Raw genomic sequence first — 11,364 nt, 5'->3', positions numbered from 1 at the left:
CCCGGACTTGAACAGTCCGTCCGAACCTACGGGTTCGTACGGACGCTAAACCTCGCCAGAGTACCGTTGAGCGGGCTTATTGACTGCTTTGCAGTGAACGTGTTTCGCTGAGTTATGCAAGAGCCTCTTTCATAATCAATCCTTTTTATTGTCAACCACTTAAATACTACCCGTCGGCTATTTCTGCCTGCTTCGGTTACTGGTGCTGTATGATCAATCGCAGCGCCGACTGGGCACTCTCTCGCCGCGTAATCCTGGCGATCCCGCTGGGATGGTGTCCAACCGGTTTCGAGAGCCAAACGGGTGCCACCAGCCGATGAGCGACCAGTCCGACGCGCCGCCCGAGGCCGACGAGCTTCCGGCGGAGATTCGTGAAAACGTCCCCGAGTGGGACGATCCGTATCTCGACCGCGTCGCCGGTCGGCTGCTGTATAGCTACGACCTTCAGAAGGATTACCACCTCCGCGGTGAACGCTGGGAGCTGTACGGCGAGCTGCGCGTCGAAACCCAAAAGCAGTTCGTCCATCCGGCGTTGAACTACGCGAACCACGCATCCGAAGAGTTCCTGTTCGTCCGTCACCGTGAGCGCCCGACGCGCGAAGAGATCGACCGACTCGTTGAGCTGGGCCACGAACTCGCCGACGAGTGGGTCGACCCCAACGAGGAACACTACGGCACCGATATCACGTTCGTTCTCATCGCCAACGAAATTCCCGACGCAGTCGCAACACACGTCGACTGCTTTCGGGACCGAACGCTCCTGAAATTCGGCTACTACGGGCACTACGACATCAACCTCGTGGTCGTCGACCCCGATTCGGAACAGTGTGTTGCCAGTGAGGTCGCGGATGTCGCCGACGCGTTCCGGCTCTGGGCGGATCTCAGCCAGCCTGAAGAGGGACTGTTGTCACGCTTTGCGAGGAGCTTTTGGCGCTGACCTGGCGAAAAACAGCACGGAAAAAGTGGCCGCAGTTAGTCGTCGCTCGGTTCGGCGATTGGCCTCGATCCACCCGAGCGGACCGTTCGGATGTTGTTGTACCCCAACCGAACCAGCGCAAGTGCCAGACTGATCAGCACTAAGCCGAGAAGCATCTGGACGCTCGACGAAATGATCGTTTCGAGCCCGAGTGGCTCTTCGAGTCCACCGGTGAAGTGGAGATACAGGTTCGAATACAGGTTCTCATAGAAGACGAGCCACGACAGCCCGAGTATCGTGATCGTCACCATCAACGCCATCGGGACGCCGGTCGAGACGAGCTGTTTGGTGTCGTCCCAGTTGGCCAGCCAGATCGTCCCCGTCAACAGAGCGAGCGCCGCAAGCAGTTGGTTGGCACCGCCGAACAGTGCCCACAGCGTCACCCACTGACCTGAGATGACCAGCAGGTAGGCCGGAATGATCTGTAGGATCGGATTGGTGTAGCGGCCGCGGGCCATCGAGCCGATATTGAGGTTGAGGCCCGTATCAGTCTGGCCCGCAGGGAGGCCGACGATTTCTTCCATCATGTATCGGCCGAGCCTGACAGCGGTGTCAGTCGACGTAAGCAGGAAACTCACGAGCACGAGCGCCATGAACACGGCACCAACGGATTCGGGAATGCCGAGGCTCGTGAGGATAAGCCCACCACCGGCGGCGAAGTTCGGGAGTGCACCGCCAATGCCGCCAGCGGCGGCGTCACCGGCGAACCCAGCGACCGCCAGCGTCGACAGCGCGAGCGCAGCGAGGAGCCCTTCGCCGAGCATCCCACCGTATCCGATCAGGCGAGCGTCGGTCTCCTTGTCGAGTTGTTTGGCGGTTGTTCCCGACGAAACCAGCGAGTGAAAGCCACTGATCGTCCCGCAGGCAATCGTAATAAACAGCATCGGGAACAGCGGCAGAACAACGCCTTCGATGCCCCAGAAGCCTTCGAACGCGCCGATCGACGAGTCGATCACCAGCGGCTCGGCGGAAGTGCCCAGGAACGTCCCGGCAGCAATCGCGATGATCGCCCCACCAACGCCAGCGTACAGCAGGAACGACGAGAGGTAATCCCGCGGCTGGAGCAACGTCCAGACTGGGAGTGCGCTGGCGATCGCGGCGTAGATCATGACGACCGGCACCCACGCGGCGATATTGCCACCGCCGAGTGGCTCAGCTCCCGGAACCCACGCGCCGCTTCCACTGAAGAGGACGGTCACGCCGATATCGGCCGCACGGTCGGCCGTCGGCTCAAACAGGGCGATCGGGTACTCGATGCCGACCCAGATGGTCGCGAACACGGCGATAACGGCCACGATCGTCCCTGGAATGAACGGTCCGTTGAGTTGGTAGAGGTAGATTCCGAATACAAATGCCAGAAGGATGTATATAAGCGACGAGGTCGCCACCTCCGGGTAGCTGTTGAAGACGATCCCGACGACCAGCGCGAAGACGGCCACCACGAGCATGATCGTCAAAAACGCGAACCATAGCAGCATGTTCTTGCCGCTCTTGCCGACGTACTCGCCGACGATGTAGCCGATCGATTTCCCCTCGTGGCGCAGCGAGCCAGTCAGCGACACGAAGTCGTGGACCGCGCCCATCAGCGGATTACCGATGGCGATCCACAACAGCGCGGGCACCCACCCCCACACTGCCCCGGCGGTGATCGGCCCCACGATCGGGGCACCACCAGCGATACTCGAAAAGTGGTGGCCCAACAGGACCGGTTTTTTCGAGGGAACGTACTCTTGGCCGTCCTCATGCTTGTGGGCTGGCGTCTCTGCGTCCTCTTCGAGCCCGATAAACTGTGCGAGATACCGTGAGTACCACATATACCCCACGGTGAACGTTACTAACACGGCCGCCATTATCCAGATTATCTGAGTCATGCTACTATCTCTATTATTATAGATGAACAATCCCTATTTAATGTTGTACTTATTATTTTGATATATATTAGCACAAAAGAAAGTTAGTGGCTGGCCGACAGTCCGGGCGTGGGCTACGTCGAAATCCCGTACCGCGAATGACTCGGGTCGACCATGTACTGTCGCTCGTGGCGGTCGATCCCGTCAATCCGCGCTATATCCTCCTCACACAGCTCCCAGTCGGTGACTGCGAGATTTGATTCGATATGGGCTGGCGTGGTCGACCGTGGGATCGTAGCGATTCCCTGCTGGATCTGCCAGCGGATGACGATCTGGGCCGGGCTTTTGTCATATGCCTCGGCCAGATCCTGAATCACGGGGTCGTCGAACACCTTCGTGCGAGCCAGCGGCGCGGCTGCGGTGAGAAGCAGGTCGGTCTCGTCGGCGTACGCCCGGAGTTCAGGTTGTCTGAACCACGGATGGAACTCGACCTGATTCGTCGCAATCGGGATCTCGCTGATATGGCGAGCGAACCGTAGTTGGTAGGTGTTGAAGTTGCTGACACCGATGTTGCGGACCAGTCCGTCGGTGACCAATCCCGCCATCGCGGACAGCGTCTCGCGAAGCGAGATGGCCGGGTTCGGCCAGTGAATAAGGTACAGATCGAGATAGTCGACGCCTAATCGCTCGATGGAATCCCGACAGGCCTCGAAGACCGACTCGTAGTGGAGGTGTTTCGGGAGGATCTTCGAGGTAACGAACAGCTCCTCGCGGTCGTAGTCGGCCAGTGCCGCACCGACCTCGGTTTCGTTGCCGTACCCCTCCGCGCAGTCGACGTGTCGATAGCCGGCATCGAGTGCGGCTCGTACTGCCTCGGTCGTCTCAGCGGGATCGATATCGTAGGTGCCGAAACCGACCAACGGCAGTTCGTCGCCGCTCGGGAGCCGTCGGGATGGAACGTCTGCCATACAACGCGGTCGACTGCCAGTTACTTCAACCGGTGGTGTGTGACAGCTTCGGTGCCCGACGCCTCAGTGTCGAGCATCGCGACGCGGAACGAGTCGTCGGCAGCCGGAATGGGCAGCCCACCAGGATTTACCCGCACCGTATCGTTCCGTTGCTCGGTGGCATGAACGTGGGTGTGACCATGAAACACGTAGTCGTACTCGCCGCTGTCGACCAGTGCCTCGCGAAGCAGTTTGTTGGTGCCATGATAGACGGCAATCGAAACGCCGTCGACCGCAAACCGGCCACACTCGCCGAGATAGGTGCCGAACTCCTCGACGGTCTTCGAGAGCGCCCACTCGCCGTCATTGTTGCCCCGAACCGCGTAGAACTCGAAGGAGTCGGAGTCAAAGGGCGTCGCCGAAAACGGCGCGACGATATCTCCGCAGTGGATGACGCGATCGACGCCTTCGGATTCGAAACGCGAGACGGCTCGGTCGACGAGGTCCAGGTTGTCGTGGGTGTCTGAGACGATTCCGAGTTTCATGGATGGATGGTCGGCGTCGATCATCAAGAAACTGTGTCCGATCCTGGACGATCCGGCAGCGACTAGTTAGGTCAGCTCTGGTCGGGGTACCAGCCGGAGACCGATCGAGCCCACACGAGGTGGGCGAACATGTAGACGACTGTCGCGGCGATCGCTCCCTGAGCGCCATCGATGAGAAGTGGGAGAAACGAAAGTTCCAACCACACCGGTATATAAGCCGTGGCGAAGAGGCCGATCATGACGACCGCGCGACCCTTGAGGCCAATCGCACGAAACCACCGCTCGAAACGTCGACCGCTGGATGTCGCAAAAACAGATCCAACAAGGAGCCCAGTCAGTGGGAACCCGCCAGTAAACGCGGGCCACGAGACCGTCGACGGAACAAACGCATTTGGGAACGTCACCGCCGCAGTGCCGAAGGCGAGGATCAGTTCAGTCCACGTCGGCGGCCGGTCTGGGAAGTACGCCGAAATGCTGAACTCGACAGCCATGTGTGTCGAATTATCGACACGACAGATAAAAGCTATATCCCTCGCCAAAACGGGTCGACCAAGATGATCGTTGGCCGAGCAGCTACTGCACCTACTCTGCAGCGTCGATCAGTAGTTCGATTGCGGGGAGGTCGGCACCGGTCAGCGCGCGGATGTAGGCGCCACCCGCGATGGAGACGTGGCCGAAGTCGTCTTCGTCCATGCCATACATCTCGATTGAACGGGAGGTGTCGCCGCCGCCGACTACCGAGAAGCAATCGGTCTCGGCGATCGCTTTGACCGCGCCGACGGTACCGGCCGAGAACTTCTCGTCTTCGAACACGCCGAGTGCGCCCTTGAGGAAGACGGCATCCGAGTCCCGAATAATCGGGTCGTACTTCTCGACGGTTGCCTCGGAGATGTCCATGTAGTCGTAGTCGGCGGCGTTGAGCTCCTCGTTGGTGTGCTCGGCGCGCTCGCCGTCATCGTCCTCGTAGGCCAACCCTTCGGGGAGTTCGATCTGGTCGCCGCGCTCGTCGAGCAGCTCGCGGATGATCTCCTCGTTGGCTTCCCACTGGCTGTCGTAGAGATCGAGGTTCTCGTGGCGGTCGTAGCCGGCGTCGTAGCCCGCTGCGCGAAGGAATAGGTGGCCAGCGATCCCGCCCATACAGAAGGTGTCGATCTTGTCGCCGAGCGTCTCCATGACGCCGATGACGTCGGTGGCTTTGGTGCCGCCGATGACCATCGTGACCTGTCCATCGAACTCACGGGTCGCAATCGCGGTGTTAGCCTCGTACTCGGTCTCCATCACGCGGCCTGCGTAGGCGGGCAACACGAGCGGAAAGCCGACGAGCGAGGCGTGTTTCCGATGGGCCGCCGAGTAGGCGTCGTTGACGTAGGCGTCGAAGTGGGGTGCGAGCGTCTGGACGAACTCGGTTTCGGCCTTCACTTCGGGGTCTTCTTCCGGCAACTCGTCGTCGCTCATCCGGGTGTTTTCGAGCAACAGCACCTCGCCGGATTCGAGCGCGTCGACCGCATCGAGGGCCTTCTGTCCATAGATGTCGTCGACGAACCCCACGTCGCGGCCGATGTGGTCGGCCATGATGTCGGCGTGCTGGTCGAGCGAGACGAAGTCGTCGCCGCCCGGTCGACCCTGGTGGGCCATCAGGACGACGCGGTGGCCCGCCTCAGCGAGCTCTTTGACCGTCGTGGCGTGGCGTTCAAAGCGGCGGTTGTCCTGAACCTCGCCGTCGTCGACCGGTGAGTTGAGGTCGAGACGGACCAAGAGGCGCTGTTCGGCATCGAGATCGTCGATCGTGTTGAATGAAGCCATGGGTGTACGTGTGTCGTAGCAGTCGAAAAGTGATTGGATACGTCGCTTCGTTGGAGTGGGGTGTCGAACCCCGAAACCCGAGTTAGGACTCGTCGACGAGGAAGGCGGCCACGTCGAGCATGCGGTTCGAGAAGCCGTACTCGTTGTCGTACCACGTCAGGATCTTCGCGAGGCCGTCCTCGCCGACGACGTTCGTCGAGTTGAGGTCGGCGTACGACGAGAAGGGCAGACCGACGATGTCCGAGGAGACGACCTCGTCGTCGGTGTAACCGAGGACGCCCGCCAGTGGGCCGCTGTCGGCGGCCGCGCGGAACGCGTCGTTGATCTCTTCGGCGCTGGCGTTGGCTTCGAGGTCGACGACGAGTTCGGTCAGCGAGCCGTTCGGGATCGGCACACGGATGGCCATCCCGTCGATCTTGCCATCGAGCTGTGGCAGGATTTCGGTGGTCGCTTGGGCAGCACCCGTGGAGGTGGGCAAGATGTTCTCGGCGGCGGCGCGGCCGCGACGCTGTTTGGCCTTCGGCGCGTCGATCAGTGTCTGGCTGCCCGTGTAGGCGTGGACCGTGGTGAGCGTCGCCGAGTTGATGCCGAACTCTTCGTCGAGCACCTTGGCGACCGGCGTCACGGAGTTGGTCGTACAGGAGGCGTTCGAGACGACGTCCTCGCCGTCGTACTCCTCTTCGTGGTTAACACCGTAAACAAGCGTCGTGACGGGTTTGTCGCCCTTCGGTGGCGCGGAGATGATCACCTTGTCAGCACCGGCGTCGAGGTGCTGGCTGGCGTCGTCTTTGGTACGGAAGATACCCGTGCATTCGAGCGCAACGTCGACGTCGAGGTCGCCCCACGGTAGTTCCGCTGGGCTCTGGACGTTGAACAGATCGACCGAGGTGCCACCGATGGTGAGTTCGTCGTCTTCGAGTTCGAGCCCATCGAGGCGACCCATGATGGTGTCGTACTTGCAGAGGTAGCGCATATCCTCGAAGTCCATGACATCGTTGATGCCAACGAGTTCGAGCCGTGGGTTGTCGAGGATCGCGCGGAACGTGTTGCGACCGATTCGGCCGAATCCGTTGAGTCCAACACGGACTACGTCGTCTTCGTCGACGTCCTCGCCTGCATCCAAATAGGATTTACTCATAGCTGAATGACCGAACTACAGCTACTTAAAACAGGTCGAAAACAGTTCGAATTCCATATATAAAATACTGAAGGATTCGGACGAGTACGGCCTCAGTAAAGGGATTTTGGTACGAGAATGACCCTGGTCAGAACCCTTTTGAGCCATCCTCACATACGACGCGGTATGAGACGAGACGACCGCGAAGATCCCTTCGGCGATATTTTCGACGAGATTGAGCGGATGATGCAGGGAATGACCGGCGGAATGGACGACGCGGGGTTTGGCACCGAGACCCACATCGACGTCTACGAGGAAGACGAGGTCGTCCGTCTCGTCGCGGATCTTCCAGGCATCGACAAAAACCAACTCAGCCTCCAGTGTGATGGCAAGACACTCACCATCAGCGCCGCGAGCGATCGCCGCGAGTACGACGAACGCGTGCGTCTGCCGGTCAGCGTCGACGAACACTCGGCCGAAGCGACGTTCAACAACGGCATCCTGAACGTTACCTTCGAACGCGCAGACGACACCGCCGCCATCGACGTCGAATAACCGAATCGATTACTGATCGTCGTCGAGGAACGTTTTGAACGAGAGAATCCCCGACGGGCCGTGCGAATCGCGATCCCTGTAGCAGACGCCGTAGCCCAGCGTGGGGTCTTTTAGCGACATCCCGAACTGCTCGGCGGCCTGATCGACGACCGAGACGAACACCGATCGGATTCCCGGTGGTAGGTCGTCGACGGTGGTTGCGTTTCTCGTCGATGTGCTTGCTGATCCACCAGTTGGGACTTTCGGGACGACGTGGCTGAACGCTGGGCTGTTGGCCACGTACAGCGTTATACAAAGTTCGTCACCGGTTTCGTTCTTATCGAGCAGCGTTATCACCGACTCCGGGTCTCTGTAAACGGTCTGTTCGGGTTGTGGTAGCGAATCAGGAATCGTAATCGTCGACGCATCGGCAGCCTCTTTCCTCACTAAATCCAGTTCCGCGATCGGTGTCGTACTCATACAACACACAGTATTTTCTGAAATAATAAATCTTTGGACTATTTTGCAATGAAACTGCACTCTATTCAGATATTGTTATTTATATATCTACTATATGGCCCTATTTTTGGTTAAATTTACATTACTAACGGTGATTTGCTGAGGATTGATCAGTTGCCAACTGGACCTGGACTTGGTGATATCTCTGCAAGTCAGGCTGTAAGGAAATTGGAGCGTCGACACCTCTGCTGTACGGTCGACACGCTCACTATCTGAGCAGGCAAAAAACAGGTCTAACCCGATAGAATCGACGCTCGCGGTCGTCGACGAACCGAGGGTTGCGAGTCAGTTCGGACCGTCGCCGACTGCACTCTCGCCGACCGGATCGTGCCCCTCAATCAACTCCTGGCCGCCCATGTAGGGCCGGAGTGCCTCGGGGACGGTCACCGTGCCGTCGTTGTTCTGGTAGTACTCCAGAATGGCGACCACGACACGTGGGACCGCAACCCCCGAGCCGTTGAGCGTGTGGAGGTAGTCGGCCGACTCGTGCTGTTCGGGTCGGTACCGGATGCCCGCACGTCGGGCCTGGAAGTCGCGGAAATTAGAGACCGACGAGACTTCGAGCCAGCGGCCGCCCTCGGCGGGGCCGTCGTCCATATCGTCGCCGGGGGCCCACACCTCGATATCGTACTTTTTGGCCTGCGTGAACCCGAGATCACCGGTACACATCTCCAGAATCCGGTACGGAAGCCCGAGCCGATCGAGCACTGATTCGGCCTCAGCGACAAGCCCTTCGAACCGGTTGTCACTCTCCTCAGGACGGACGAAGTTGACGAGTTCGACCTTGTTGAACTGATGGACTCGGACGATACCCCGGGTTTCAGTGCCGTGTTCGCCCGCTTCCTGCCTGAAGTTCGGTGAATAGGCCTGATATTTAAGCGGCAGATCGTCGTCGAGCAGGATTTCGTCGCGGTGGAGGTTGGTCACTGGAACCTCGGCGGTCGGCAGAAGCCACAGGTCGTCGTCGTCGTATGGCTCTTCGTTGTCGCCTTCGAGTCGGTAGGCGTCCTCGGTGAACTTGGGGAACTGGCCGGTACCCCGCATCGACGCCGAGTTGACCGGAATCGGCGGAAAGACGTCGACGTACGCCTGTTCGCGGTGGACGTCCAGCATGAACTGAATCAGCGCGTGTTCGAGCCGCGCACCGTCACCCTTGCAGAAATAAAAGCCGCCGCCGGAGACTTTCGCACCGCGTTCGAAATCTAGAATATCGAGTTTTTCGCCCAGATCGTAGTGTGGAACGATCTCGTCGGGAAGCTCTCGGAGGTCGTCGAACCCTTCGCGTCGACGCTCGACGTTCTCGCTTTCATCAGCGCCGACTGGTACCGAGTCGTCGGGCAGTTGCGGGAGCCGCAAGAGGGCGGCTTCGAGTTCGGCCTCCAGTTGGTCGGCACGCGATTCGATCGTTTGGAGGTTTTCTTTGAGCTCGGTCGACCGCTCGATGGCCTCCTGGGCGGCCGCCTCGTTGCCCGCCTGTTTGTGCTGGCCGATCATTCGCGATACCTCGTTGCGCTCGTGTCGGAGGTCGTCACCCTCGCTTTTGAGCGATCGCCACTCCTCGTCGATGTCCAGGATTCGGTCGAGATCCACGTCGACGCCCTTCGTCTCGAGCGCAGCACGGACGGCGTCGGGGTTCTCGCGGACGAACTGTCTACTCAACATTGCCTATCGGTTCTGGGGGCTCTCAGAAAACCGTGTCGGGTCCGAATTGATACGGCTGTGGCGGCCTCAGAGCCGAACGTTCCGACCGTCGACAGCACCGAACTCCTCGCTGTCGTCGCTCCGGTCGACGCTCTCGCCCGGCGTCCGTTCGTAGACGATCTCGCCGCGGACCATCGTGAGTTCGGGGAAGACGCCGAGTCGACCCTCAAACGGTGTCCACTCGCATTTCGTATGCGTGTCCTCACCCCGAATCTCGCGGGCGGCATCGGGGTCGACGAGCACGAGGTCCGCGTCGTACCCGGCTTCGATCCGGCCTTTCGAGTCGAGGTCGAAGATCTCGGCTGGATTCCGCGCGACGAGATCACGAACGCGTTCGTAGCTCAACTGCCCCTGTCGAGCCGATTCCAACAGGAGTGGAAGCAAGGTTTCGACACCCGGAACCCCACTCGGAGCCTCCCAGAGGCCCGCCTCTTTTTCTTCGCGTGTGTGCGGAGCGTGGTCCGTCGCGATGATGTCGACCGTTCCATCTGCAACTCGTTTAAATACCTCCCGTCGACGGTGTTCGCTCCGGAGCGGCGGGTTCATTCGTCCGTATGTGCCCAGTTCGTCGAGATCCTCCGCCGAGAGATACAGATGGTGTGGACAGACCTCGCAGGTCGCCCAGCCCTCAACTGCGGCATCGATACCTTCAGGCGTCGACGTGTGTGCGATGTGGATCGTCCCCCCAGCCTCGTTCCCAACCTCGGTCGCCCGTTCGACGGCAGCTTTTTCGGCTTCGGCCGTGCGGTAGGCACTCCATAATTCGGCGTTGGCCGCCTGGCCTACCCCACCAGCGTCGGCCTCGCGCGTCGACTCGTCGAACAGCGTCTCGTCTTCGGCGTGGACCGTCACCGTTAGGTCGGACTCGGCGGCACGATCGACGGCGTCGGCAAACAGATCCAGGTCGATTCCCATATCGCCGGTCGAATCCGCGAGAAAGACCTCGCCGAGCGCACAGAGCGGCTGTTCGAACAGCGAGTCTGGGTCCCAGTTGCCGGTGACACCGCCGTTGATCCCGTAATCGACGACTGCCTGTTTCGCACAGTCGACTTTCGCCGCGAAATTCTCTGCTGAGGTCGTCGGTGGGTTGGTGTTCGGCATGTCGATCACGGTCGTCACCCCGCCTGCGGCCGCACTTTTTGTGCCGGTCTCCCAGGTTTCCTTGTGAGAGTAGCCGGGTTCGCGGAAATGAACGTGGGCGTCGATCGCCCCCGGTAGGAGGAGCCTACCGGCCGCGTCGACTACCTGTTCGTCGGTCGCTGGTTCGAGTTCATCAGCCACGGCGTCGATCGTTTCGTCCGAGAGACGAACGTCGACGGTGCGGCCATCGGCGAGCTCGGCGTTGGTAATCAGCATACTCGGCCATGCGGAG

Annotated in this window: 11 protein-coding genes and 1 pseudogene; 3 read left to right on the top strand and 9 right to left on the bottom strand. The window is 60.2% G+C overall.

The window, feature by feature from the left end; all coding sequences use genetic code 11:
- Nucleotides 1-111 (top strand): annotated as a pseudogene (locus O2S87_RS11940) (IS1595 family transposase); the annotation flags it as partial.
- 205 nt (nucleotides 112-316) lie between these two features.
- Nucleotides 317-937, top strand: a complete 621-nt coding sequence (locus tag O2S87_RS11935; protein ID WP_475409016.1) for a DUF8052 family protein — start codon at nucleotides 317-319, stop codon at nucleotides 935-937.
- A gap of 35 nt (nucleotides 938-972) precedes the next feature.
- Here the strand turns inward: O2S87_RS11935 and O2S87_RS11930 are convergent, their stop codons facing one another.
- The 6 genes from O2S87_RS11930 to gap form a co-directional block, all read right to left on the bottom strand.
- On the bottom strand, nucleotides 973-2,847 hold the full coding sequence (locus O2S87_RS11930) for a carbon starvation CstA family protein (RefSeq protein ID WP_475409015.1): 1,875 nt from the start codon (nucleotides 2,845-2,847) through the stop codon (nucleotides 973-975).
- Between the two features lie 113 nt (nucleotides 2,848-2,960).
- Nucleotides 2,961-3,794, bottom strand: coding sequence for an aldo/keto reductase (locus O2S87_RS11925; protein ID WP_475409014.1), 834 nt, complete (start codon nucleotides 3,792-3,794; stop codon nucleotides 2,961-2,963).
- Nucleotides 3,795-3,814: 20 nt separating this feature from the next.
- Nucleotides 3,815-4,318: a metallophosphoesterase gene (locus O2S87_RS11920; protein WP_475409013.1), complete on the bottom strand. Its 504-nt coding sequence runs from the start codon at nucleotides 4,316-4,318 to the stop codon at nucleotides 3,815-3,817.
- Nucleotides 4,319-4,389: 71 nt separating this feature from the next.
- Nucleotides 4,390-4,809: a hypothetical protein gene (locus tag O2S87_RS11915; RefSeq protein WP_475409012.1), complete on the bottom strand. Its 420-nt coding sequence runs from the start codon at nucleotides 4,807-4,809 to the stop codon at nucleotides 4,390-4,392.
- A 91-nt stretch (nucleotides 4,810-4,900) separates the two neighbouring features.
- Nucleotides 4,901-6,121, bottom strand: coding sequence for a phosphoglycerate kinase (locus O2S87_RS11910; protein WP_475409011.1), 1,221 nt, complete (start codon nucleotides 6,119-6,121; stop codon nucleotides 4,901-4,903).
- Between the two features lie 82 nt (nucleotides 6,122-6,203).
- Complete coding sequence (gene gap, locus O2S87_RS11905) at nucleotides 6,204-7,259, bottom strand: type I glyceraldehyde-3-phosphate dehydrogenase (RefSeq protein ID WP_475409010.1); 1,056 nt, start codon at nucleotides 7,257-7,259, stop codon at nucleotides 6,204-6,206.
- A gap of 165 nt (nucleotides 7,260-7,424) precedes the next feature.
- Between gap and O2S87_RS11900 the strand changes: the two genes are divergently transcribed.
- A complete protein-coding gene (locus O2S87_RS11900) occupies nucleotides 7,425-7,793 on the top strand; it encodes an Hsp20/alpha crystallin family protein (RefSeq protein ID WP_475409009.1) in 369 nt (122 codons plus the stop codon).
- A gap of 9 nt (nucleotides 7,794-7,802) precedes the next feature.
- Here the strand turns inward: O2S87_RS11900 and O2S87_RS11895 are convergent, their stop codons facing one another.
- From O2S87_RS11895 to O2S87_RS11885, 3 genes are all read right to left on the bottom strand, one after another.
- Nucleotides 7,803-8,252: a hypothetical protein gene (locus O2S87_RS11895; RefSeq protein ID WP_475409008.1), complete on the bottom strand. Its 450-nt coding sequence runs from the start codon at nucleotides 8,250-8,252 to the stop codon at nucleotides 7,803-7,805.
- Between the two features lie 324 nt (nucleotides 8,253-8,576).
- Nucleotides 8,577-9,953, bottom strand: coding sequence for a serine--tRNA ligase (serS, locus tag O2S87_RS11890; RefSeq protein WP_475409007.1), 1,377 nt, complete (start codon nucleotides 9,951-9,953; stop codon nucleotides 8,577-8,579).
- 66 nt (nucleotides 9,954-10,019) lie between these two features.
- Entirely contained in the window at nucleotides 10,020-11,348 is a 1,329-nt protein-coding gene (locus O2S87_RS11885) for a dihydroorotase (protein ID WP_475409006.1), read from the bottom strand.
- Nucleotides 11,349-11,364 lie beyond the last annotated feature (16 nt).

The sequence above is a fragment of the Halohasta sp. A2 genome (assembly GCF_056175805.1).
Note: the sequence above shows the minus strand (reverse complement) of the source record. Positions and strands in the feature narration are given on the sequence as shown.

What these genes read in the sequence shown, in the direction of transcription:
- O2S87_RS11935 (WP_475409016.1), top strand. Translation starts at nt 317, where the DNA reads ATGAGCGACCAGTCCGACGCGCCGCCCGAGGCCGACGAGCTTCCGGCG.
- O2S87_RS11930 (WP_475409015.1), bottom strand. Translation starts at nt 2,847, where the DNA reads ATGACTCAGATAATCTGGATAATGGCGGCCGTGTTAGTAACGTTCACC.
- O2S87_RS11925 (WP_475409014.1), bottom strand. Translation starts at nt 3,794, where the DNA reads ATGGCAGACGTTCCATCCCGACGGCTCCCGAGCGGCGACGAACTGCCG.
- O2S87_RS11920 (WP_475409013.1), bottom strand. Translation starts at nt 4,318, where the DNA reads ATGAAACTCGGAATCGTCTCAGACACCCACGACAACCTGGACCTCGTC.
- O2S87_RS11915 (WP_475409012.1), bottom strand. Translation starts at nt 4,809, where the DNA reads ATGGCTGTCGAGTTCAGCATTTCGGCGTACTTCCCAGACCGGCCGCCG.
- O2S87_RS11910 (WP_475409011.1), bottom strand. Translation starts at nt 6,121, where the DNA reads ATGGCTTCATTCAACACGATCGACGATCTCGATGCCGAACAGCGCCTC.
- gap (WP_475409010.1), bottom strand. Translation starts at nt 7,259, where the DNA reads ATGAGTAAATCCTATTTGGATGCAGGCGAGGACGTCGACGAAGACGAC.
- O2S87_RS11900 (WP_475409009.1), top strand. Translation starts at nt 7,425, where the DNA reads ATGAGACGAGACGACCGCGAAGATCCCTTCGGCGATATTTTCGACGAG.
- O2S87_RS11895 (WP_475409008.1), bottom strand. Translation starts at nt 8,252, where the DNA reads ATGAGTACGACACCGATCGCGGAACTGGATTTAGTGAGGAAAGAGGCT.
- serS (WP_475409007.1), bottom strand. Translation starts at nt 9,953, where the DNA reads ATGTTGAGTAGACAGTTCGTCCGCGAGAACCCCGACGCCGTCCGTGCT.
- O2S87_RS11885 (WP_475409006.1), bottom strand. Translation starts at nt 11,348, where the DNA reads ATGCTGATTACCAACGCCGAGCTCGCCGATGGCCGCACCGTCGACGTT.